Origin of the sequence: Pseudomonas kitaguniensis, from assembly GCF_009296165.1 — a bacterium.
Classification (GTDB): domain Bacteria; phylum Pseudomonadota; class Gammaproteobacteria; order Pseudomonadales; family Pseudomonadaceae; genus Aquipseudomonas; species Aquipseudomonas kitaguniensis.
Window position 1 is genome coordinate 1 of record NZ_VUAZ01000178.1, and the last position, 21,949, is coordinate 21,949.

Sequence of the window (21,949 nt, forward strand, 5' to 3'; positions counted from 1 at the left end):
CGATTCGACTTGCTCCCGATGGCGGTGGGTCAGATAAAGATGAGCTGACTGGCACACCGCCATCGGGAGCAAGCCCCCTCCCACATTTGAATCTCTACTTTTTGATCTCCACATTTGAATCTTCAGTGTTCTGAAGATCGTTCCCATGTTGCATGGGAACGATCATCGCCGTTGCTCAGAACCCGCGGTGCTTCTTCAGGTGCTCATTGATCTTCGCCGCCGGCACTTTCTGCAACGTGCACAGCAGGTCGTGCGACAGTTCACGCAAGCCGTGCGTGCCGCGCAGTTGCTGGGCCAGGTGCGCCGTGAGGTTGGCGGCCATCTCGGCATCCGCCATCGCCCGGTGAGCCTTGCCGGTGTGCGGCAATTGGGCGAAGGTGTTCAGGGTGCCAAGCTTGTGGTTCGGCGCCGACGGCATCAACCGGCGCGCCAGCAGCAGCGAACAGGCGAATTTTTGCAGGCGGGTGCGGCGGATCAGGCCCAGCTCGTAATCCCAAAACTTCTGGTCGAACGCGGCGTTGTGCGCCAGCAGCGGCGTCACGCCGACAAACTCATTCACCTCGTTCATCACGCGCTCAGCCGGTGGCGCGCTGCGCAACATGGCGTTGCTGATGCCGGTGAGTTGTTCGATAAAACCCGGCACGCGCACGCCGGCGTTCATCAAGCTCTGGTAGCGGTCCACTATTTGGCCGCGCTCAAGAATGACCACGGCAATTTCCGTGGCCCGGCAGTGGCTGCTCGGCGTGATGCCGGTGGTTTCAAAGTCGATGACCGCTATACGTTCCAAACCTGTTCCAACTCCGTCTGACAATTTATTAAGCCGCAGGGCTTATTTAAGCAACAGCGCGCCTTCGATCGGCACGTAGCGGCTGGCGGCGCGAATCAATGAGTTGGCCGTCAGCCCCGGCACGCCGTAGGCAATGGCTTCAACGCCGTGCTTTTGGATGATGCGTTCGAGCAGCATGTCAAAATCGCCGTCGCCGGAGGCCAGCACCACTTCGTCGACGTGGTCGGCGGCGTCCATGATGTCGAGGGTGATGCCCACGTCCCAGTCGCCCTTGGCCGAACCGTCGGCGCGCTGGATGTAGGGTTTGAGTTTTACCGTAAAACCCAGGTTGCGCAGGATCTGCTGGAACTGCTGTTGCTTGCTGTCGCCACGGTCGATGGCGTACGCGTACGCCTCGACGATTTGCCCGCGCGCGCTGATGTCAGCCCACAGGGCGGCGTAGTTGAAGTGGCAGCCATAGGCCTGGCGCACGGTGTAGTAGAGGTTTTGTACATCGGCGAACACCGCAATTTTCTTCACCGCACTTCCCCATGGCTGCCGTTTGGACCCCGAACGCGAAGGTCCGCAAAGGCGCCAGTATGCCAGCCATGGGGCAGTTTCCGAGAAAAATCAGCCTGGGGCGACAAAGCGCCCCGGCCGTTGCGTGTGTCAGACGAACGAATCGTCATCGCCGAAGGACGAGGCGTCGTCGGCATAATCGTTATCCGCGAAGCTGTCGGTGTTGTTGCTGCCCCAGTTGTCGTTGCCGGTAAATTTCTGGTCGTCATTGCCCCAGTTGCCTTGGTCGCTGGCGGGTGCCGGCTGTTCGATGATTTCTTCAACGATCTGCGGCTGCTGGTTGTGATGGAACAGGCTGCTGATGCCTTCGGCCAACATCACGCCACCCGCCACGCCGGCAGCGGTTTTCAGGGCGCCACCGAGGAAGCCGCTGCCGACCGGCGCTGCGGCTGGTTGCTGGTAATTCTGCGGCGGCGCAGCGTAATTCTGCTGCTGGGGCGCAGGCTGGCCGAAAGAAGGCCGCGCCGGTTCACGCCAGCCGCCACCTGCCGGGGCCTGCGCGCTCGGTGCCGGTTGGCTGTCACGCGAACCACCGCCAAAGATGCTCGACAGGAAGCCGCCGCTGCTCTGCGCCGGTTGCGCCGACTGAGCGCGGGCCTGCTGCAATTCGTCCTGCAATTGCTGGATCTGCTGCGCCTGCTGCTTGTTCTGCGCGTCGAGGCTTTTGATCGCGTGTTCCTGCACCAGGATCGACTGGGTCATGTAGTACCCGGCGGCGGGTTGGCGAGTCATGTGTTCCTTGATCCGCGCTTCGGCCTGGGCGTCGCGCGGGGCTGAGTCCGTTTCGGCTTGTTGCAACCGTGAAAACAGTCCATCGATCAGGGTTTGCTCTTCGCTGTTCATGGCGACCTCGTTAGATTGCCGGTAAAAATCATTGCCCCGCCTGTGGTCAAGCGGGCTACGCGCTAGTTATGGGGCTGTTACTATTTGTTTCAATGGTCTTTACGCAAGGTTTACGTTTGCTAACGCCAAGGCCTGATCGGTTAAAGTGTGGCCCTTGCTTTCAAGCCTGTGATGACCCTGATGAATCCGTTAGACGTATTGCGCGACTCCTTTCGTTTTACCCGGCACAACCTGGGCGCCATCGTGCAGTTGTGTTTGCCGCTGGTGATTCTCGAAGCCCTGCTGCAACAGCTACTCGAACACACGCTGGGCCCGGATGCATTCCCCGGCTACAGCGTGATGGTGGGCCTGTTGGTGTACCCGCTGTACACCGGCGCGCTGATCGTGTTTCTGGACGCGCGCACCCGTGGCGAGTCGCCGCGTACACAGGCTGTATGGGCCATGGCCCTGACCCTGTGGCCACGCTTCGCCCTGCTCACGGCGGTCAGTACGCTGCTGATTCTGCTCGGCTTGTCGCTGTATTTTCTGCCAGGCCTGTGGTTGATGGTGGTGCTGGCGTTCGCCGAGTACCTGCTGGTGCTGCGCGGCCTGCCGGCGCTGGAAGCGATGAAGGAGAGTTTTCGCCTGACCCGTGGGCATTTCTGGCGAATCCTGGTGTGCCTGCTGTGTGTGATGACGCCGCTGTGGCTGCTTAAAGGCGCGAGTGTGGCGGCGTATCCCGACCCGTCGCCGCTGCTGAGCGTGGTGATCGACAGCGCCCACAGCTTCCTGCAGTTGTTCACCAGCGTAGTCCTGTTCCGTTTATTCATGTTGATCGGTGGCGACGCCGACGCGCGGTGATATGCTCGCTGCCACCTCTGACACGCTATAAGCCGAGCCGATGACCCGTTTATTGCGCATCACCCTGTTGAGCCTGCTGATTATCGCGGCCCTGCTGATGGTTGTGATCTATAGCCTGACCTGGCGCCCGGCCGACCAGCAAACCTTGCCCGTGAGCTGCGTCGCGCCGCGTGCGCCGACATTGCTGCCGGGGCAGGCGCTCAAGGTCATGACCTGGAACGTGCAATACCTGGCCGGCAAAAACTACGTGTTCTGGTACGACACTACCGACGGTAAAGGCCCGGACGAGCGGCCCACCGTCGAAGACATGGCCGCCAGCCTGGATGAAGTGGCCCGGGTAATCCGCGACGAACAACCCGACATCCTGCTGCTGCAGGAACTCGACGACAACGCCAAACGCTCGCACTACCAGGACCAGCTTGCCCTGTTGCAAGAACGCCTCGCCGACCTCTACCCGTGCAGCGCCCAAACCTACGACTGGAAAGCCGATTTGGTACCCGACCTGCACATCTTCGGCAGTGTGGGGCGCAAACTGGCGACGCTGAGCCGCTACCAGATCGAACATGCCGAACGCCTGCAACTGCCCGTCGCCTCGACCGACTTCATCAGCCGCCAGTTCCAACCCAAACCCGCTTTGCTGTTGACCTACCTGCCGTTAAGCGACGGCGGCCAACTGGCCGTGCTCAACACACGCCTGGATGGCGGTGCGCCTGGGCGCTCAGCGGTACTGGAACAGGTTAAAACCACGGTGAAATTGCTCGATAAATTCGAAGGCCGTGGCACGCCCTGGCTGATCGGCGGGGACTTCAACCTGCTGCCCCTCGGGCAATTCCTGCGCCTGGACGCCGATAAACGCAGCGCGTATTCGCCGGACAGCGAACTGCACCTGCTCTGGGATAAATACCCGCTGATCCCGAGCAACAACGAATCCAGCGGTATCGACCGGCAGCAGTGGCTGACGCACTTCCCCAACGACCCGAGCCTGGACGGCCCGGACCGCACGCTGGATTACCTGTTCCACAGCCCGCGTATCAAGCGGGTAGAGGCCAAGGTGCGGCAGGCGGACACGTTGCGTATCTCCAACCATTTGCCACTGATTGCACGGTTCCTGCTGCCTGCTGCGCAGTAAGCACCAGATCGCCAGATCAGCGTGGCAACGATCATGTACCTCTCGGTTTAGCCCGCGCTGTCGCTTCCGCCACCAGCGGGTCATCCGGCCAGTAATGCTTCGGATAGCGCCCCTTCAAATCCTTCTTCACCTCGGCATACGTGCTGCGCCAGAAGTTCGCCAGGTCTTGCGTCACCTGCACCGGCCGCCGCGCGGGTGACAACAGGTGCAACTTGACCACTTGGCGGCCGCCGGCAATGCGCGGGGTGTCGGCCAGGCCGAACAATTCCTGCAGGCGCACCGCCAGAATCGGCGGCTGTTCGCTGTAATCCAAACGCACCGAGGAGCCCGACGGTACTTTCACGTGCTGCGGTGCCAGTTCGTCGAGGCGCTGAGGCAGCGGCCAGGGCAACAGGTTGTGCAGGAAACTGGAGATGTCCAGGTTGCCAAAATGGCTGAGGCGCGAGACTTTGCCCAAGTAGGGCATCAGCCAGTGTTCGAGGCTGGCGAGCAAGGCGCTGTCGCTGATGTCGGGCCATTCGCTGGTTTTACCGGCATCAAGCTGGCGCAGCAGCATCACGCGGGCTTGCCACTGACGCAATTCGGGCGTCCAGGGCAGCAGTTCCAGGCCTTTGCGGCGCACCAGATTGACCAACGCCTGGCTGCGCGCGGCTTCGTCGAGGCCGGTCAATGGCTCGCGGCTGAGTACCAGCTCGCCGACTTTGCGCTGGCGCTCGGCGCGCAGTACGCCCTCGCGCTCATCCCAGTCCAACTGGTCGACGTTGCGCACTTGCTCGGCGAGCACGCTGTCGAACAGCGCCGGGTCAAAGTCCGCCGCGAGGTAGATGCGTTCTTCGCGTTGGCCCTGCCGACTGCCGAGGTCGGCAATCACCAGCCAGGCTTGTTTCATCAGGCTGTCGGCCTCGGCGAACAGCGCGGCGCGGCCGTTGGCCAGGCGATATTCGGCGCCACCGGGGCGCCGTTGCTGGGCCACACGGTCTGGGTAGGCCAGCGCCAGCAGCGCGCCGAGCCAGCGCGGATGGTCGGGGTCGGCCACCGGTTGCGTCGCCTTGCCCCTTAAATAGCCGCGGTATTGCCGCGCCAATTGCTTGGCCCGCTGCACCCCACCTTGCGTGCCGCGCGCCCGTTCTTCGCCGGACAGCAGCGCCAACCGGCTGTGCAAATCGGCGCCGCCGCCGCGCAAAATATCGCGCTCACCCAACAGCGCGGCGACATCACAGGCAGTGGCCGCCAGCCCCAAATCCTGACCACGCAGCAGCAAATGCGCGATACGCGGATGCGCCGGCAGCTCGGCCATTTTTTGGCCATGCGCGGTCAAGGTGTATTCATTTAAAGCACCGAGGCGCACCAGCAAATCCTGCGCCTGCGCATACGCGGCGGTCGGCGGCACGTCCATCCACACCAGTTGCGCAGGCGTGACGCCCCAGCGCGCCAGTTGCAAGGCCAGGCCTGCGAGGTCGGCGGCGAGAATTTCCGCGCTGCCATAGGCGGCCAAGCCTTCGTGTTGGTCTTCGGACCACAGCCGATAACACACGCCCGGTTCCAGGCGCCCTGCCCGACCGGCGCGCTGGGTGGCACTGGCGCGGGAAATACGCTGCGTGTCGAGGCGGGTCATGCCGCTGCCAGGGTCAAACCGCGGCACCCGCGCCAGCCCGGCGTCGATCACCACGCGCACGCCGTTGATGGTCAGGCTGGTCTCGGCGATGTTGGTGGCCAGTACCACTTTACGTTTGCCGGCGGGCGCCGGGTCGATGGCGGCGCGCTGGGCATTCAGGTCGAGTTCGCCGTGCAGCGGGCACAACAACACGTCACTGCGATCACCGAGGGCCTCGGCCAATTGTTGATTAACCCGGCGAATGTCGGCCTGCCCCGGCAGAAACACCAACACGCTGCCGGTCTCGTCATGCAGCGCTTCGAGGACGGTTTGCACCACGCGCGGCTCGATAAATTCACCGGCCTGGTACGGCCGCCCCCAGCGCATCTGCACCGGGAACATGCGCCCTTCGCTGCGCAGGATCGGCGCATTGCCGAGCAACGCGGCGAGGCGTTCGCCTTCAAGGGTGGCCGACATCAGCAGGATTTTCAGCGGCTGTTCATCGCGAAACAAGTCGCGACCGTTGAAGCTCAGGGCCAGCGCCAGGTCGGCGTCGAGGCTGCGCTCGTGGAACTCGTCAAAAATCAGCAAGCCCACGCCCTCCAGCGCCGGGTCATCCTGCAGGCGGCGAGTGAGGATACCTTCGGTGACCACTTCAATGCGCGTGTTGGGGCCGACTTTGCTGTCGAGGCGGATGCGATAGCCCACGGTTTCGCCAACCTTTTCACCCAGCTCACTGGCCAGGCGTTCGGCGGCGGCACGCGCGGCGAGGCGCCGGGGTTCGAGCATCAGGATGGTTTGCCCGGCCAGCCAAGGCTCGTTCAACAATGCCAACGGCACGCGGGTGGTTTTACCGGCGCCAGGCGGCGCTTCGAGCACGGCTTCATGGCGATTCGCCAAGGCGTCACGCAGCGCGGGTAAAACATCATCGATGGGCAACAAATTCATAAACACTCCCAGACAGGCTGGGCAGTATAACGATGGACAAGCCAGACCAAACTCCGCCCTCATAATAAAGGTTAGATCTTACGAAGATGAAAGGTTTGGCCTGAACCGGAGCAACACTTAAAACTCACCCATTCATCATGGAATGAAGGCTGGCTTTCCATACCAGCACATGACAGGCAGCGCGACCGTCTTCTCGGCCTTGACGTGGTCAGCTGGCTTGGACACAAACGTCACCCAAAAGATGGCGACCAGTACAGGGATGAGTACGATAAAACCGCCAAACAACCTGTTTTCGCCCTTGGTACATTTAAACGCGCAGGACTTGAAAAAAACTCGCGGCGACATAAAGGAAACAAACAATATGCTCAGCGGGAGATAAATGACCCCACTCCACAGTTCTGTACCGATCGGGAATTCCAGAAAATAGCAGGCAACGATAAACCCTATTAGATAGGCAAAGTAAGTCAACATCAGACTAATCAAAAACCTTGTCGGCGCAAGCGCAAAAAGAACCAACAGTCCATCCCGTCTGGCGTAGGAAACGCCGCCAAAAAATCGCGCGATGCCAGCAACCACAAAAGCGAGAGTGGCGAGTAACAGAATCGAAACGGGCGCCAAACCCTCCCCGTAAGCTATATTCAAATAGGCGCCAACCGCCGGATTCAGACAGGCGCCCCAATAAAGAAGCGCAGCAGAAAAAAGTAAATAGACCAAAAACAAAACGGCATTTTCCGCGCCGAACCTCTTCAGTTCCTCACAAGAGAGGGGGCCGTAAATGTCTGTTTTTTTCTTGTCTTTCAAGTCAATGCTCATTTTTCATCCTGAAAATTCTAAAGTCCGTTACGGTATCGGTATCATCCGTAAAAACTTTAAATGCCTCTTAACAGTAACAGTTTGCAAATAGGTTAAGCATGGCGAACTGCCGGACGCCGGTGGTGGTCTCAAAAACACGACGGGCTTGAACTGTGAACCCAATCAACTGTGGGAGCGGGCTTGCTCGCGATGGCGGCGTGTCATTCACTACACGTGTTGGCTGATACACCGCTATCGCGAGCAAGCCCGCGCCCACACCAAGCCCATCTCCCACACAGGTTTGCTTGCACATTTGAACATCGGCGTCTTGTAGACTCGCAGCTTTTAGTCACCCTTTCAGGAGAACTTTCATGCGTATCGCTTCCCGTGTCATCGGCGGTGTTCTCGCCGTTACCCTGCTGAGCCAACTGACGGCCTGCGGTTCGATTTTCTACCCGGACCGCCGTGGCCAAATCGACGGCAAGATCGACCCGGCGATTGCCGTGCTCGATGCCGTGGGCCTGCTGTTCTATGTGATCCCGGGGCTGATCGCGTTCGGCGTCGACTTCGCCACTGGCGCTATCTATTTCGAGCCGGGCAAAACCGCCCAAGTCGCCCCTGAAAAACTCCACGAAGCCATCGGCGCCGACGGCAAGGTCGATAACGCCAAGCTGCAAAGCATCATCCAGAAGGAAACCGGCCGCACCTTGCCGCTGGACGACCCTCGTATGATTCAGTTCAAGGGCAGCGTGCAACAACTTGCTTCCCTGGGCCTGCAACCTGCTGCCTAAGGACCGCCCATGACCACCAGTCCCGAACACGCCAGGCTTTTGCGCCTGGCCACCCGCGCGTCGGTCGGCGTGGCCTGTGCGTTGATCATCACCAAGGCTATCGCGTGGTGGCTCAGCGGCTCGGTGAGCATGCTCGCAGGCTTGACCGATTCACTGCTCGACGGCGTAACGTCGCTGCTGAATTTGCTCGCGGTGCATTACGCGCTGCGCCCAGCCGATGACGATCATCGGTATGGGCATGGCAAGGCGGAATCGCTGTCGGGCATGGCGCAGGCGCTGTTTATCGGCGGCAGTGCGGTGCTGATCGCGTTCCAGGCGTATCAGCGCTTGCAGCACCCGGAGCCGGTGGGCGCGCCATGGCTGAGCATCGGCGTGATCGTGTTTTCACTGGTGCTGACGGTTGCGTTACTGATGCTGCAACATCGGGTGATCCGCGAAACCGGCTCCAACGCGGTGCGCGCGGACTCGCTGCACTACCGCTCGGACTTGATGCTTAACGGCAGCATTCTGGTGGCGTTGGTGTTGGCGGGTTTTGGCTTCAATCAGGTGGATGCGTGGTTCGGTTTGGGGATTGCCGCCTACATCTTGTGGAGCGCGGTGCAGATCGCCCGCGAAAGCTTCGCGGTGCTGATGGACGAGGAACTGCCGCCGGATGTCAGCCAGCATATGCTGGAGTTGGCGCGCGGGGTGCCGGGTGTGTTGGGTGCGCATGATTTGCGCACACGTATCTCCGGCAGCCATTGGTTTGTGCAGTTGCACCTGGAACTGCCGGGGGAATTGACGCTGTCAGTCGCCCACGGCATCAGCGACCAAGCCGCCGATGCGATTCACCAAGCCTACCCGCGCGCCGAAGTGCTGGTGCACGCCGACCCGCGGGAAGTGGTTACAGGCAATAAAGCCTAGTTACTGCACTTGGTACCCGCGACTGGTCAGGCAGTTGCCCTGGGCCTGACGGTAGGTTTGCACCACCGCTGGGTCCGGGGCGTAGGTCACGGCCTGCGGATCGAAGCCGCTTTGCTGCACCGCCCAGCGATAGCAGTCATAGCCATCCTGCTGCACTTGGGCCGGTGACTGGCCGTTGGCAGGGTAGGCCGTCACGTTATAGCCGTTGCCTTGCGGCGCGGGTTGCGGCGCCGGCACTTGCGTCGGCGGCTGCACCACCACGTACTGCTGCGAGCTGCTTTCGTAGGTGTAGTAGGAACCGGCCGCGAGGAAGAACAGCGAACTGCCCACCCACACTTCACGGGCGTAGTCCGGCAGGTATTGCACGCGGATGCCGTACGGCGGGGTTACCACTACATACCGCGGGCCTTGCGGGCGATACCAGTAACCGCCCGAGAAGAAGTAATCCTGGCCACGGTAGGGCACGCGGTAATGGCGCTCGGGGAAGCGGTCGACGGTGTAGCCAGGGCGATATTGCGGGCCTACGCCCCAACCATTGCCATGCCCATCAGGGCGGCCTGGCCAGCGGTTGTCATTCGGGTGCGGGCCGGGGCCATTACCGGCCTGCCAATGTGGGTTGCCATCATTACGGCGCGGGATGTCCTGATAATAACCCTGGCGCGGTTCCTGAGTTTGCCGAACCGTGTCTGGGCGGCCCTGTATCGGCAGGTTATTCGCCGGTTGCGGCGCAGGCCGAGGCTGCTCGGCACCTTGCGGGCGACCTTGCCACTGCCCGCCGCCGCGTTGCTGTTGCTCGGCACGCTCAAAATGCTCGTTCTGCGGGCGCGGCGCAGTGTTTTCCGGGCGCGCTTGATTGTTCTGCGGGCGCGGCTGATTATTTTGCGGGCGCGGCTGCTCGTTACCTTGCCGCGGGCCTTCCGGCCCTCTTTCATGCTGACCACCGCCTTCGGAGCGCGGGTCGTCGGCCATCACTTGCGTGCTGATGGCGACCATCAGCACACCTACACCTGCCAAACGCCAGATGCGCTTCATGCTATTCCTCACTGCGGATTATGGCCCAGCGTGTCCGGCCTCAGAGTATGAGACTGGAAAAGCCTGATCAGGTTCTTTGACAGGTTATCAGTCGCGAGAAGTTTTTCTTAAGCCAAAGAAAAAGGGGCGACCCGTCGGCCACCCCTTGAGAATTTCGTCCTTGCTCAACGCTTTTGACGTTGGCTCACCTCACGCCGTCTTGTGAACAGTGTGCAGCCTGGAGGCCGGCCAACCCTGCTTGGGCGGCGGCCGCAGCGGGCCTGATTGGGCGAGCTGCAGTGGACTGTTTGTCCAGGCGGTGATTCTGTTAATAAAGATACCCGCGAGCGCCCGACAGATGATTGCGAAGATTGCGTTAATAAACAGTGCTTGCGCAATTTTTAACCCTTCATGGATAATTCGCCGCAATAGTTACGACAAAGGCCAACCCAATGAGCAAGCTTGACCGATACGACCTGAGTATTTTGGCGGAATTGCAGCGTGATGCGAGGATCTCCAACCAGGAGTTGGCGGAACGCATCGGCTTGTCGCCTTCGCCCTGCTCGCGCCGGGTCAAGCAGTTGGAAGACGACGGCTACATTGCGCGCCAGGTGGCTTTGCTTGATCGCAAAATGCTTGGCCTGAGCCTCACGGCCTACGTGCTGATCGGCATGGACCGCCACACCCCCGAGCGTTTCGAGAACTTCGAAGCGGCCATCCGCACCCTGCCCCAAGTGCTGGAATGCAGCCTGGTGACCGGCATGGACGCCGACTATCAGTTGAAAGTGGTGGTGCCGGACATGGATCATTACCAGAAATTGCTGCTCGGTCATCTCACCCGCATTGAAGGCGTGACCAGCGTAAGGTCGAGCTTTGTGCTCAACCAAGTGCTCAACAGCACCGAACTGCCGTTGACACACCTGCGCACCTGACCTCAAGCACACTGGCGATCCCTTGTGGGAGCTGGCTTGCCTGCTCCCACATTTGGATTGCACTTCGATCCAGATCAATAGTGTGCCTTTGACGCTGCTTTATACTTGCCGTCTGCCCTGTCGGAAAAAAACACCCCATGGACGCCATCGATCCCGCCGTGTTTGAAGAATGGATGATGACCATTCTGGTCTCCATCCTGATCATCTTCATGGGCTTTATCGTGTGGGACCTGGCAAAAAAATCCAAGGCCGGACGCTTTGGCTCGTTCATCCTGTTTTTTGTGCTGGGGCTGGGCGTGGCGGCGTTCGTGATCAAGAGCGTGGTGATCGGCCTGATCGAGTCCGGCGCCCTATAGCCGCGCCGGCACTTCCTTCCACTGGCCCTGGTCCAGGCCATCGATAGACCACTCGCCAATTCGCACGCGCACCAAGCGCAAGGTCGGCAAGCCCACCGCCGCCGTCATACGCCGTACCTGGCGGTTACGCCCTTCACGAATCACCAGTTCCAGCCAGTGCGTCGGCACGCTTTTGCGAAACCGCACGGGTGGGTTGCGCGGCCATAACTCGGGCTCGTCGAGCTGTCGGGCTTGGGCAGGCAAGGTCATGCCGTCGTTAAGCTCTACACCGTCACGCAGGCGTTGCAACTGCGCTTCGCTGGGTTCGCCTTCGACTTGCACCCAGTAGGTTTTCGCCAGCTTGTGCTTGGGGTCGGCGATCCGCGCCTGCAACTGGCCATCGTTGGTCAGCAGCAGCAAACCTTCGCTATCGCGGTCCAGGCGACCTGCCGGGTAGATACCGGGCATGTCGATAAAATCTTTGAGGGTCGCGCGCCCGCCTTCGTCGCTGAACTGGGTCAGCACGTCGAACGGTTTATTGAACAGCACCAATTTCGGCTCGGCCGGAGGCGCCTTGGCGACACGGCGCGGTGCAGCATTCGCAGGTTTCACGCCAGGGCGGCGCGAATCGGGACGGGTGGGACGGGACATGGCAAAGGAACATCTAACGGTCAGGACCGACAATGCTAGTGGCCTGACCGCTAAATGACCATCCCAACCGCTTAGCGGAACGGCGGTTCGTCGAAGCTGCGCAGTTTGCGCGAGTGCAGCGAGTTGAGTTCGGTGCGCAACAGGTCCACCGCCTCGATGCCGATTTTCAAGTGCTGGCTGACCGCACGCTCATAGAACGCGTTGGCCGAACCCGGCAGCTTAATCTCGCTGTGCAGCGGTTTGTCCGACACGCACAACAAGGTGCCGTACGGCACGCGCAAACGGTAGCCTTGCGCCGCGATGGTGCCGCTTTCCATGTCCACCGCCACCGCGCGGGACAGGTTGATCAACGGCCGTTCCTGCGCCCAACGCAGTTCCCAGTTACGGTCGTCGTAGGTCAATACCGTACCGGTGCGCAGGCGTTTTTTCAGCTCCTCGCCTTTTTCGCCGGTCACGTTGGCAGCCGCCTGTTGCAAGGCCATCTGCACTTCGGCCAGCGCGGGTATCGGGATGTTCGGCGGCACCACGCGGTCGAGAATCCCGTCGCGGCGCATGTAGGCGTGGGCCAGTACGTAGTCGCCGATGGTTTGCGATTGGCGCAAGCCGCCGCAGTGGCCGATCATCAGCCAGCAATGCGGGCGCAGCACGGCCAAGTGGTCGGTGATGTTCTTTGCGTTGGACGGGCCGACGCCAATGTTCACCAGCGTCACGCCGTGGCCGTCAGAGGCCTGCAGGTGATAAGCCGGCATTTGATAACGGTGCCACACCACGCCTGCGGCAATCGCCGAGGCTTCGCCGTGGTCCATGCTCTTGTCGATGATCACGTTGCCCGGCAACACCATGCGAATAAAACGCGGGTCGCTGCGCAGTTGCTCCAGGCCATGCACGATGAACTGGTCAACATAACGGTGGTAGTTGGTCAGCAAAATCCACGGCTGCACATGGCGCCAGTCGCTGCCGGTGTAGTGCACCAGGCGGCGCAGGGAAAAGTCCACACGGGCGGCGTCGAACAGCGCGAGCGGCAGCGGGTCGGTGTTTTCCCAGTCATACAGGCCATCGGCAATGCCATCGGTGGCCGCCGACAGGTCTGTGCTGGGGAACACCCGCGCCAGCGTCGCAGCAGTCACGCCGGAGCCTGCGAGTTCGTCGCCCTGCTCCACCACATACGGGTATGGAATGTTCTGTTGGCTGACGCCCACTTCTACCGTCACGGTGAAGTCGTGCATCAACGGCACCAGTTGCTCCAGCAGGTACTTACGGAACGCCGCAGGATGGGTGACGGTGACGCTGTAGGTGCCTGGCAACTGTACCTTGGCATACGCGCGGGTGGTCTGTGGGACTTCGCCATGGCAGTGGTAGGTCAGGCGCAGTTCCGGGTAGCGAAACAGCGCGCGTTGTGCGGCGTCGGGTTCGACGCGGTCCTTGAGGTATTGCTTGAGGGCTTGATTGAGCGCGCCGGTGGCCTGCTCATGCAGAGCCGCCAGCCGGTCCACGGCTTCTTCAGCGGTTTGAACGACAACAAAAGCTTCGGTCACGGTAAGCATCCTGTGTTCTGACGTGCAGGCCTTTATCTTGCCTGTATCGCGGCCTCACTGAAACAGCGGAAGTGGAATGCACTTAATAATCTGAGAAGGTCATTGTGGGAGAGGGCTTGCTCCCGATGGCGGTGGGTCAGTCAAATCATGTATCAACTGATTCACCGCTATCGGGAGCAAGCCCCCTCGCACATTTTGATCGCGTGGGGTCAGAGGGTGGGTGTGGAGCGGGCGACGATTGCCTGCACGTCCACCCCGCGCGGCAAGGTGCCGTAGGCCCGGCCGGATGACTCGCCCAAGCGGCTGGCGATAAACCCGTCGCTGACCGCCGCGTTACCCGCCTCCAGCAACAGCTTGGCCTGCAACGCCACGGCAATGTCCTCGGTCAACTGCCGCGCGCGGTACTGGATAGCCTGAGTGTCCATAAACGCCGACTTGAGTTGCTCGATGTGCCGCGCCAACGGCTTGTCGCCATGCCCGTCACCCAGTTCAACAAATAACGCCTCCAGCACACCCGGCTCTTTCGACAACGCCCGCAGCACGTCCAGGCACTGCACATTGCCGGACCCTTCCCACGTGGAGTTCACCGGCGCCTCACGGTAAAGCCGCGGCAGGATGCTGTCTTCGACATACCCCGCGCCGCCCATGCACTCGGCGGCTTCGTTGATCATCGCCGGTGCACGCTTGCAGATCCAATACTTGCCCACCGCCGTGACCAGCCGGGCGAATTTGGCTTCCTGCTCACTGTCCAGGTGGTCCAGCGCGCGGCCCATGCGCAGGCTCAAGGCCAGCGCCGCCTCGCTTTCCAGTGCCAGGTCGGCCAATACGTTTTGCATCAGCGGCTGCTGACTGAGGACGCGCCCGCCGACCGAGCGATGCGCGCAATGATGGCTGGCCTGGGTCAGTGCCTGGCGCATCAGGGCGCTGGAGCCGACCATGCAGTCGAAGCGAGTCATGGCGACCATTTCGATAATGGTCGGTACGCCACGCCCCTCTTCGCCGATCATCCAGGCCAGGGCGCCACGAAACTCGACTTCGCTGGAGGCGTTGGAGCAGTTACCAAGTTTGTTTTTCAGGCGCTGGATGTAGAACTGGTTGCGCGTGTCATCCGGGCGCTGCCGGGGCAGCAGGAAACACGTCAGGCCTTTGTCGGTCTGCGCCAGGGTGAGAAACGCATCGCACATCGGCGCCGAGCAAAACCATTTGTGCCCCACCAATTCATACGCCTGGCCGGGGCCGCCCGCGCCCACGGGATAGGCGCGGGTGGTGTTGGCGCGCACATCGGTGCCGCCCTGTTTCTCGGTCATGGCCATGCCGATGGTGGCGCCAGCCTTGTGCGCGATGCCGACGTTGCGCGGGTCGTATTCGGTATTGAGAATTTTCGGCAGCCAGGTCTGTGCCAAGTCCGGTTGCAGGCGTAGCGCCGGCACACAGGCGAAAGTCATGGTCAGCGGGCAGCCGGTGCCGGCTTCGGCCTGGCTGTGCAGGTAGGTCATGGCGGCACGGGCCACGTGCGCGCCGGGCTGCGGATGCGCCCACGGCAGCGACGGCAAGCCGTGTTCGACCGCAGTGCGCATCAGTTCGTGGTAGGCCGGGTGAAACTCCACCAGGTCGATGCGATGGCCATACCGGTCATGGCTGTTGAACACCGGCTTGTGCTGATTTGCCAGAAACCCGGCCGCCATCAATGGCCCGCCCGCCAACGCGCCATACGCGTCGATGCGCGCCTCGGCCCAGCCGGCGCCAAAGCAGCGCGCCCACGCTTGCAGCGGCACGTCGATGCGGTACAGGTTGATGCCGTCCAGCGACGGCGGCTGATTGGTAACGTCGTGGGTTTCAGCAAACTGATGCAGGTTCATGACAGGCCTCCTGAAAAGGGCCACGCCGAATGAGGCCCAATTCCAGTTAAGCACCGTCACCGCGCTTAAAAAAGTGGCAGACGCGCCGAATACTCGGCGCTTTCACCCTCTGGCAGGCACAGTACGCGGCGCTCCATCACTGCCTGTAGCGCTTCGAAACGCACCGGTTTGGCCAAGTGGTCGGTGATGCCGATGCCATGACAGCGCTCACGCTCGGAGGAATTGAGCGACGAACTCAAGGCAATCACCGGCAACTCACCGCCGCCAGGCAGCGCACGAATCTGACAACACAACGAGAAACCACCTTCAGGCACATCGAGTAAAACCGCGTCGACGTGTTGCTCCTGCAAGGCCCTCAACGCGGCCGGGCCGCCGTCCACGGTTTTCACCCTGTAACCGAGCTTGAGCAACATGCCGCGCACCACCAACTGGCCGACGCTGTTATCGTCGACCAACAGCACCGTGCAGGTTTGCGGTGCACGCTGCGGGCGCGGCTCCGTTGCCGGCGGTTTTGGCTCGGCCGGCACCGGACTGACGTTCATTTCCAACTGGAAACGGCTGCCCTTGCGCGGCTCAGAGTGATGGGTCAGGCGCCCGCCCAACAGCTCGATCAGTTGCCTGCAAATCGCCAGGCCGATACCCAAGCCGCCGTATTCGCGGGTCATCGAGCCGTCGACCTGAAAGAAGCGTTGATACAGCGTGGCCTCGTCGAGGTAAGCGAAGCCGATGCCGCTGTCGGTCACAATAAAGCTCAGGCGCAACTCGCCATCAGGTTGCCCAACACCGACCACGCGCAAGCGCACGGCGCCTTCGTGGGTAAATTTGAAGGCGTTGTCCAACAGGCAGTCGAGGCACTGGATCAGTTTGCCAGCATCGCCGATCACGCGGTCCGGCAACTCATCCGCCACGTCGATGGAGAACTCCAGCCCCTTGCTTTGGGCGCTGGCGCTGAATTGCTGGCGCAAGGTGTCGAGTGCGCCGCGCAGGCTGAACACTTGCGGCTGGGCCGTCAGGCGGCCGGCTTGCAGTTCGGTCAGGGTAAGAATGCCGTTGACCATGCGCATCATGTCCCGCGCAGAACCGGCGGCGGTTTGCTGGTACTGCGCGAGGTCTTCATCCAGCGGCACGGTTTGCATCAATTCCAACGAGCCGATCACGCCGTTCATCGGGGTGCGCAGTTCGTGGGTCAAGGTCGCAAGGAATTCATCCTTGAGCCGGTTGCTGCGGGCCAATTGCAGGTTGAGCACTTCGAGCTTCTGGCTGGCGTCCAACAAGATCTGCGCTTGCTGCTCGCGCATACCGTTGATGCGATCCGCCAGGGCCAGCGAGAGCAGCGCCACTTCAATCGCCGAGCCGATCTGACTGGCGTACATGGTGAGAAACATGTTCGGCAAATAGCCCAACACCATCATCGTATTGACCAGCCCGCCGAGCAGGAACGCCGACCAGGCGATGATGAAATAACGCGCCATGCGCTGGCCGCAATACCAGGCCTTGATCGCGGCAATAAAGATGGTCACGGTAAACACCAGCGCCAAACCAGTCGCCAGGCGCAAGGCCACGGCGTAGCTGGTCAGCAGCGCCAACACCATCACCACCCCGCCACAGGCCGCCAGCGCGAGCAATATTCGGTTGAGCCAGCGGCTGTGCTGCGCGGTGTGCAAAAAGCTGCGCGCGAACAGGCTGCCGAACAGCGCCGCCGAGCCGATCAAAAACGGTACCGCCGCATTCGCCCACCACGGGTTGTTCGGCCACAAATGCTCCACGGCCACGCCGTTCACCGACAACTGGTAAAGGCCGAACGAGGCGATATACAGGATGTAATAGAGGTAGCTGGTGTCGCGCACGCTGAGGTAGATGAACAGGTTGTAGACCAGCATCCCCAGCAGCACGCCATAAATGGCGCCCAGCACATACAGGCGCAGCGGTTGTTCTTCCAGGTACGCGGTGCCGGCCCACAGCGTCAGCGGGGCCTGGATCGAGCCTTGGCTTTGCAGCCGAAGGTAAACGGTCTGGCGCTGGTCGGGCACAAAGTTGAGCTTGAACAGGTAATTGCTCTGGCGCACATCGCGGCTGGAAAACGGCAAGGCGCTGCCGGTGCGGGTGGTCAGCCGGTAGGTGCCGGTGCCGTCGTTCTGGTACAGGTCCAAGTGATTCAGCGGCGGGTAAGCCAGTTCCAGAAACCAGGTACGCGGGGCGCGCGGGTCAGTGGCGGTGTAATGCAGGTCGACCTTGAGCCAGAACACCGAGCGCGAATAGCCGGCGTTCAGGGTGGCTTTGTCGTGGGGCTTGAATTGAGCGGCGTACGCGGGGGAGCTGACGTCAGCGATGGTGAGGGCGTCGGTCGGGTCTTCGAGCACTTGCATAACCCGGCCCAACGGCAGGCTTCGCGTGCCTGGGTTGAACTCGACGGCGCTGGCGAGCATCGGCAGCCCGCACAATAATAAAATCAATAGATAGCGCATAGAGCCCCAGCGTGGCCTGCCCGGTTATGTCAAAAGCCCCTCTTCCTTTTGAGTAGACGTATACCGGCGATACAGTAAGTTGTTTAAATCCACTTTAGCATAGCCCGTAAAGGCCATTAGACACCATTGAAATTATTTTTTGAAAGGCTCTAGCACAAGGCTTTCAGGGGTTTTAGGGCGATCTTCACGTGCTAGCAAATGGCTATGCTCGCACGCAGGCCTGGACGAAATTCTACCCTCGCCACACGGCCACGCAAAAAGCGTTTGGTGGTAAGCTCGCGCACCATGAATATCTACAGTTCTCGCCCCGTTGTCCTCTGTCTCTCCGGCCATGATCCCAGTGGCGGCGCCGGCTTGCAGGCAGATATTGAAGCCCTGCTGGCCCAAGGCTGCCACGCGGCGCCGGCCGTCACCGCCTTGACCGTGCAAAACACGGTTAATGTCAGCGATTTTCGCGTGCTCGACCGCGAGTGGGTATTGGCGCAAGCCAACGCCGTGCTCGGCGACTCCGAAGTGGCGGCGGTCAAGCTCGGCATGCTCGGTTCCACGGCGATGGTCGACACCGTGGTCGAGCTACTGCAGGCGCACCCGCACCTGCCGGTGGTGTGCGACCCAGTGCTGCGCGCTGGCGGCGGCGGTAGCCTGGGCAAGGACGAAGTCGGTTACGCGATGCGCGAGCGACTGTTGCCGTTGTCGCTGATCGCCACGCCGAACCTGCCTGAAGCGCGCATCCTCGCCGAGCTGCCTGAAGGCACGGCAGACCAATGCGCCGACACACTATTGCCGTTTATCAAGCATCTGCTGATCACCGGCGGCCACGGCGACGAGCATGAAGTGCACAACCGTCTGTATAGCCGCGACGGCACGCGCCAGACCTTTACCTGCCAGCGCCTGCCCGGCAGCTATCACGGTTCAGGCTGTACGCTCGCCAGCGCGTTGGCCGGCCGGCTCGCGCAGGGCGAAGGCCTGGTCAGCGCGGTGCAATCGGCGCTTAACTACACGTGGCGCACCTTGCGTGACGCGGAGCAACTCGGCCAGGGCCAGTTCGTGCCGCGTCGGCTGCCGCTGGATTTCTGCTCGTAATACCAAGGGACTTGCCCGATGAAACTACGTGGCCTTTACGCCATTACCGACAGCCAATTGTTGGCCGGCAAATTCCTCGCCTACGTCGAAGCGGCGTTGGACGGCGGCGTGACCTTATTGCAGTACCGCGACAAAAGCTGCGACGAAGCGCGCCGCCTGCGTGAAGCCGAGAAGCTGCGAGAACTGTGCTCACGCTACAAGACCCAACTGATCATCAACGATGACGCCGAATTGGCCGCGCGCCTGGGCGTCGGCGTACACCTGGGCCAGACCGACGGCCCGCTGACCCCGGCGCGGGCGTTGCTCGGCTCCAAAGCGATCATCGGCGCCACCTGCCACAGCCAGATCGAACTCGCCGAGCAAGCCGCCAAAGAAGGCGCCAGTTACGTCGCCTTCGGCCGCTTCTTCAATTCCACTACCAAGCCCGGCGCACCCGCCGCCACCGTTGAAATGCTCGCCCAGGCCCGCGCGCGCGTGCAGTTGCCGATCTGCGTGATCGGCGGCATCACCCTGCAGAACGCCGAGCCGTTAGTGGCCCACGGCGCCGACCTGCTCGCGGTGGTGCACGGCCTGTTCGGTGCCGACAGCACCCAGGAAGTCACGCGCCGCGCCCGCGCCTTCAACGACCTTCTTAAATATTCAGTTTAGAGAGCCCGATCATGTCCCGTTCCGAAACCTTGTTTGCCGATGCCCAGAAACATATCCCCGGCGGTGTTAACTCCCCCGTGCGCGCGTTCAAAAGCGTGGGCGGCACGCCGTTGTTCTTTAAGCATGCCGAAGGCGCTTACGTCACCGACGAAGATGACAAGCGTTATGTGGATTACGTGGGTTCCTGGGGGCCGATGATCCTCGGCCACAGCCACCCGGACGTGCTGGACGCGGTGCGCCAGCAACTGCAACACGGTTTGTCCTATGGCGCGCCGACCGCCATGGAAACCGAAATGGCCGACCTGGTGTGCTCGATTGTGCCGTCGATGGAAATGGTGCGCATGGTCAGCTCCGGCACCGAAGCCACCATGAGCGCGATTCGCCTGGCGCGTGGTTTCACCGGCCGCGACAGCATCATCAAATTCGAAGGCTGCTACCACGGCCACTCCGACAGCCTGCTGGTGAAAGCCGGCTCCGGCGCCCTGACCCAAGGTGTGCCAAGCTCGGCCGGTGTACCGGCGGCGTTCGCCAAACACACGCTGACCTTGCCGTTCAACGACATCGCAGCGGTTGAGCAGATGCTCAGCGAAGTCGGCGAGGAAGTCGCGTGCATCATCGTCGAGCCAGTGGCCGGCAACATGAACTGCGTGCCACCGGCGCCGGGCTTCCTCGAAGGCCTGCGCGAGCAGTGCGACAAGCACGGCGTGGTGCTGATTTTTGACGAAGTGATGACCGGTTTCCGTGTCGCCCTCGGCGGCGCTCAGGCTTACTACGGCGTCACGCCGGACCTGAGCACCTTCGGCAAGATCATCGGCGGCGGCATGCCGGTAGGCTGCTTCGGCGGCAAGCGCGACATCATGCAACACATCGCGCCGCTCGGCCCGGTGTACCAGGCGGGCACCTTGTCGGGTAACCCATTGGCCATGGCCGCCGGCCTGACCACCCTGCGCCTGATCAGCCGCCCGGGCTTCCATGCCGAGCTGAGCGACTACACCACCCGCCTGCTCGACGGCCTGCAACAACGCGCCGATGCCGCCGGCATTCCGTTTGTCACCACCCAGGCCGGCGGTATGTTTGGCCTGTACTTCAGCGGCGCCGACGCCATCGTCACCTTCGATGACGTGATGGGCAGCGATGCCGACCTGTTCAAACGCTTCTTCCATTTGATGCTGGATGGCGGCGTTTACCTGGCACCGAGCGCCTTCGAAGCCGGCTTCACGTCGATCGCGCACGGCGATGCAGAGCTGAAACTGACCCTGGATGCTGCCGAGCGCGCCTTTGCAGCACTGAAATAAGCGGCACGTAATCTGACGTTGCGCGTGGCGACGTCAGAATTTGCTATTTTGCTGACGGTGATTTCCTGCATTTCTTGAGAAATCACCTGCAATCCGGCAGATAACTTGCCCAAGCAGCAGAAAAACGAGTAAAGACTTTGTAAGCAGGGGCCTGCTTATTTCATAATGCGCGCTTATTGGACTCCCCGAGGGTCCGCGCGCCCCGTCAGAGGTAAGTCGATTCCCATGAAACGCACCGGCCGCACCCTGGTTCTGGGCTGCCTGTTGCTCCTTCAGCCGCTGCTGGCACATGCACAAGCAGGCGGCAACTCGTTGTTAATCCCAGCGATGGGTCGTTGCACCCTCAATACCCAGCCAGACAGCCAGGCAGAAGCCCTGAGCGCGTGCCAGAAGCAGGCCGAAGGCGGGGATGCGCAGGCGCAATACGAGTTGGGCGCGTACTACCACGACGACAAAAACCCTGCCCGCGACCTCAACAAAGCCTTGAGCTACTTCGAGCAAGCGTCGTTGCAGGGCCACGCACAGGCGCAATTTCAGCTGGGCAACATGTTCTTCAAAGGCGAAGGCGTGCCGGCCAATAACGTTCAGGCGTACATCGTGCTGAAAATGGCCGCGGTCAACGGCGCGGAAGACGCGCTGGACACCGCCGACGAAGTCGCCGAGCACATGCAGCGCGATGAGCTGGAAGTGGCGACTCAGGTGCTGGGGCAGATTTTCCGCAATTACCTGCAGGAATTGCAGAGTGCCGATGGGCGTTCACCCTTTTCGCCGCTGCCTTAGATTTTTAGTGGCTTTAAGGCGTTATCGCGAGCAAGCCCGCTCCCACATTTGACTGCATTCCAGCATGGGAACTCGGTCTACTGTGGGAGATTTTCCGCAATTACCTGCAGGAATTGCAGAGTGCCGATGGGCGTTCGCCCTTCTCGCCACTGCCTTGGATTTTTAGTGGC

20 protein-coding genes are annotated in these 21,949 nt (G+C 61.5%); 10 read left to right on the plus strand and 10 right to left on the minus strand.

Annotated features, from left to right (window positions below; translation table 11 throughout):
• Positions 1–175: 175 nt before the first annotated feature.
• From F0169_RS25270 to F0169_RS25280, 3 genes are all read right to left on the minus strand, one after another.
• Positions 176–787 (minus strand): 3'-5' exonuclease, encoded by a 612-nt coding sequence (locus F0169_RS25270; RefSeq protein ID WP_058413861.1) that lies wholly within the window; start codon positions 785–787, stop codon positions 176–178.
• A gap of 42 nt (positions 788–829) precedes the next feature.
• Positions 830–1,306, minus strand: a complete 477-nt coding sequence (locus F0169_RS25275; protein WP_058413860.1) for a LabA-like NYN domain-containing protein — start codon at positions 1,304–1,306, stop codon at positions 830–832.
• 129 nt (positions 1,307–1,435) lie between these two features.
• Complete coding sequence (locus F0169_RS25280; protein WP_152747938.1) at positions 1,436–2,188, minus strand: DUF2076 domain-containing protein; 753 nt, start codon at positions 2,186–2,188, stop codon at positions 1,436–1,438.
• A 180-nt stretch (positions 2,189–2,368) separates the two neighbouring features.
• Between F0169_RS25280 and F0169_RS25285 the strand changes: the two genes are divergently transcribed.
• Both F0169_RS25285 and F0169_RS25290 read left to right on the plus strand, forming a co-directional pair.
• Positions 2,369–3,028, plus strand: a complete 660-nt coding sequence (locus F0169_RS25285) for a YciC family protein (RefSeq protein ID WP_152747939.1) — start codon at positions 2,369–2,371, stop codon at positions 3,026–3,028.
• A gap of 40 nt (positions 3,029–3,068) precedes the next feature.
• Positions 3,069–4,157 (plus strand): endonuclease/exonuclease/phosphatase family protein, encoded by a 1,089-nt coding sequence (locus F0169_RS25290; protein WP_152747940.1) that lies wholly within the window; start codon positions 3,069–3,071, stop codon positions 4,155–4,157.
• A 31-nt stretch (positions 4,158–4,188) separates the two neighbouring features.
• On the opposite strand, the gene hrpB is transcribed toward F0169_RS25290, so the two are convergent.
• Together hrpB and F0169_RS25300 are read right to left on the minus strand one after the other, a co-directional pair.
• Entirely contained in the window at positions 4,189–6,699 is a 2,511-nt protein-coding gene (gene hrpB, locus F0169_RS25295; RefSeq protein WP_152747941.1) for an ATP-dependent helicase HrpB, read from the minus strand.
• Positions 6,700–6,834: 135 nt separating this feature from the next.
• Positions 6,835–7,512 (minus strand): hypothetical protein, encoded by a 678-nt coding sequence (locus F0169_RS25300; RefSeq protein WP_152747942.1) that lies wholly within the window; start codon positions 7,510–7,512, stop codon positions 6,835–6,837.
• Positions 7,513–7,862: 350 nt separating this feature from the next.
• Between F0169_RS25300 and F0169_RS25310 the strand changes: the two genes are divergently transcribed.
• Positions 7,863–8,282 carry a hypothetical protein gene (locus F0169_RS25310; protein WP_058413854.1) on the plus strand — a complete coding sequence of 140 codons (420 nt, stop codon included), beginning with the start codon at positions 7,863–7,865 and terminating at the stop codon, positions 8,280–8,282.
• 9 nt (positions 8,283–8,291) lie between these two features.
• The gene (locus F0169_RS25315; RefSeq protein ID WP_152747943.1) at positions 8,292–9,185 is read left to right on the plus strand and encodes a cation diffusion facilitator family transporter; all 894 of its coding nucleotides are present in this window, start codon (positions 8,292–8,294) and stop codon (positions 9,183–9,185) included.
• Here the strand turns inward: F0169_RS25315 and F0169_RS25320 are convergent, their stop codons facing one another.
• Complete coding sequence (locus F0169_RS25320) at positions 9,186–10,217, minus strand: DUF6515 family protein (RefSeq protein WP_152747944.1); 1,032 nt, start codon at positions 10,215–10,217, stop codon at positions 9,186–9,188.
• A gap of 431 nt (positions 10,218–10,648) precedes the next feature.
• Between F0169_RS25320 and F0169_RS25325 the strand changes: the two genes are divergently transcribed.
• The gene (locus F0169_RS25325) at positions 10,649–11,128 is read left to right on the plus strand and encodes an Lrp/AsnC family transcriptional regulator (RefSeq protein WP_003194418.1); all 480 of its coding nucleotides are present in this window, start codon (positions 10,649–10,651) and stop codon (positions 11,126–11,128) included.
• Between the two features lie 146 nt (positions 11,129–11,274).
• A complete protein-coding gene (locus F0169_RS25330) occupies positions 11,275–11,484 on the plus strand; it encodes a DUF2788 domain-containing protein (protein ID WP_122251562.1) in 210 nt (69 codons plus the stop codon).
• On the opposite strand, the gene F0169_RS25335 is transcribed toward F0169_RS25330, so the two are convergent.
• The 4 genes from F0169_RS25335 to F0169_RS25350 form a co-directional block, all read right to left on the minus strand.
• On the minus strand, positions 11,479–12,114 hold the full coding sequence (locus F0169_RS25335) for a pseudouridine synthase (protein WP_058413851.1): 636 nt from the start codon (positions 12,112–12,114) through the stop codon (positions 11,479–11,481). The genes F0169_RS25330 and F0169_RS25335 overlap by 6 nt on opposite strands.
• 71 nt (positions 12,115–12,185) lie before the next feature.
• Positions 12,186–13,658, minus strand: coding sequence for an AMP nucleosidase (gene amn, locus F0169_RS25340; RefSeq protein ID WP_152747946.1), 1,473 nt, complete (start codon positions 13,656–13,658; stop codon positions 12,186–12,188).
• Between the two features lie 200 nt (positions 13,659–13,858).
• Positions 13,859–15,508, minus strand: coding sequence for an acyl-CoA dehydrogenase family protein (locus F0169_RS25345; RefSeq protein ID WP_152747947.1), 1,650 nt, complete (start codon positions 15,506–15,508; stop codon positions 13,859–13,861).
• Positions 15,509–15,573: 65 nt separating this feature from the next.
• Entirely contained in the window at positions 15,574–17,973 is a 2,400-nt protein-coding gene (locus F0169_RS25350; protein WP_152747948.1) for a hybrid sensor histidine kinase/response regulator, read from the minus strand.
• A 285-nt stretch (positions 17,974–18,258) separates the two neighbouring features.
• Between F0169_RS25350 and F0169_RS25355 the strand changes: the two genes are divergently transcribed.
• The 4 genes from F0169_RS25355 (at position 18,259) to F0169_RS25370 (ending at position 21,779) form a co-directional block, all read left to right on the plus strand.
• Positions 18,259–19,056: a hydroxymethylpyrimidine/phosphomethylpyrimidine kinase gene (locus F0169_RS25355; RefSeq protein ID WP_152747949.1), complete on the plus strand. Its 798-nt coding sequence runs from the start codon at positions 18,259–18,261 to the stop codon at positions 19,054–19,056.
• Positions 19,057–19,074: 18 nt separating this feature from the next.
• Positions 19,075–19,704 (plus strand): thiamine phosphate synthase, encoded by a 630-nt coding sequence (gene thiE / locus F0169_RS25360; protein ID WP_152747950.1) that lies wholly within the window; start codon positions 19,075–19,077, stop codon positions 19,702–19,704.
• Between the two features lie 11 nt (positions 19,705–19,715).
• On the plus strand, positions 19,716–20,999 hold the full coding sequence (hemL, locus tag F0169_RS25365; protein ID WP_058413845.1) for a glutamate-1-semialdehyde 2,1-aminomutase: 1,284 nt from the start codon (positions 19,716–19,718) through the stop codon (positions 20,997–20,999).
• Between the two features lie 225 nt (positions 21,000–21,224).
• Positions 21,225–21,779, plus strand: a complete 555-nt coding sequence (locus tag F0169_RS25370) for a tetratricopeptide repeat protein (RefSeq protein WP_152747951.1) — start codon at positions 21,225–21,227, stop codon at positions 21,777–21,779.
• Positions 21,780–21,949: the final 170 nt, after the last annotated feature.

Excerpts from the sequence above, each read along its gene's own strand:
- F0169_RS25280 (WP_152747938.1), bottom strand. The coding sequence starts at position 2,188 with ATGAACAGCGAAGAGCAAACCCTGATCGATGGACTGTTTTCACGGTTG.
- F0169_RS25285 (WP_152747939.1), top strand. The coding sequence starts at position 2,369 with ATGAATCCGTTAGACGTATTGCGCGACTCCTTTCGTTTTACCCGGCAC.
- F0169_RS25290 (WP_152747940.1), top strand. The coding sequence starts at position 3,069 with ATGACCCGTTTATTGCGCATCACCCTGTTGAGCCTGCTGATTATCGCG.
- hrpB (WP_152747941.1), bottom strand. The coding sequence starts at position 6,699 with ATGAATTTGTTGCCCATCGATGATGTTTTACCCGCGCTGCGTGACGCC.
- F0169_RS25300 (WP_152747942.1), bottom strand. The coding sequence starts at position 7,512 with ATGAGCATTGACTTGAAAGACAAGAAAAAAACAGACATTTACGGCCCC.
- F0169_RS25310 (WP_058413854.1), top strand. The coding sequence starts at position 7,863 with ATGCGTATCGCTTCCCGTGTCATCGGCGGTGTTCTCGCCGTTACCCTG.
- F0169_RS25315 (WP_152747943.1), top strand. The coding sequence starts at position 8,292 with ATGACCACCAGTCCCGAACACGCCAGGCTTTTGCGCCTGGCCACCCGC.
- F0169_RS25320 (WP_152747944.1), bottom strand. The coding sequence starts at position 10,217 with ATGAAGCGCATCTGGCGTTTGGCAGGTGTAGGTGTGCTGATGGTCGCC.
- F0169_RS25325 (WP_003194418.1), top strand. The coding sequence starts at position 10,649 with ATGAGCAAGCTTGACCGATACGACCTGAGTATTTTGGCGGAATTGCAG.
- F0169_RS25335 (WP_058413851.1), bottom strand. The coding sequence starts at position 12,114 with ATGTCCCGTCCCACCCGTCCCGATTCGCGCCGCCCTGGCGTGAAACCT.
- amn (WP_152747946.1), bottom strand. The coding sequence starts at position 13,658 with ATGCTTACCGTGACCGAAGCTTTTGTTGTCGTTCAAACCGCTGAAGAA.
- F0169_RS25345 (WP_152747947.1), bottom strand. The coding sequence starts at position 15,508 with ATGAACCTGCATCAGTTTGCTGAAACCCACGACGTTACCAATCAGCCG.
- F0169_RS25350 (WP_152747948.1), bottom strand. The coding sequence starts at position 17,973 with ATGCGCTATCTATTGATTTTATTATTGTGCGGGCTGCCGATGCTCGCC.
- F0169_RS25355 (WP_152747949.1), top strand. The coding sequence starts at position 18,259 with ATGAATATCTACAGTTCTCGCCCCGTTGTCCTCTGTCTCTCCGGCCAT.
- thiE (WP_152747950.1), top strand. The coding sequence starts at position 19,075 with ATGAAACTACGTGGCCTTTACGCCATTACCGACAGCCAATTGTTGGCC.
- hemL (WP_058413845.1), top strand. The coding sequence starts at position 19,716 with ATGTCCCGTTCCGAAACCTTGTTTGCCGATGCCCAGAAACATATCCCC.
- F0169_RS25370 (WP_152747951.1), top strand. The coding sequence starts at position 21,225 with ATGAAACGCACCGGCCGCACCCTGGTTCTGGGCTGCCTGTTGCTCCTT.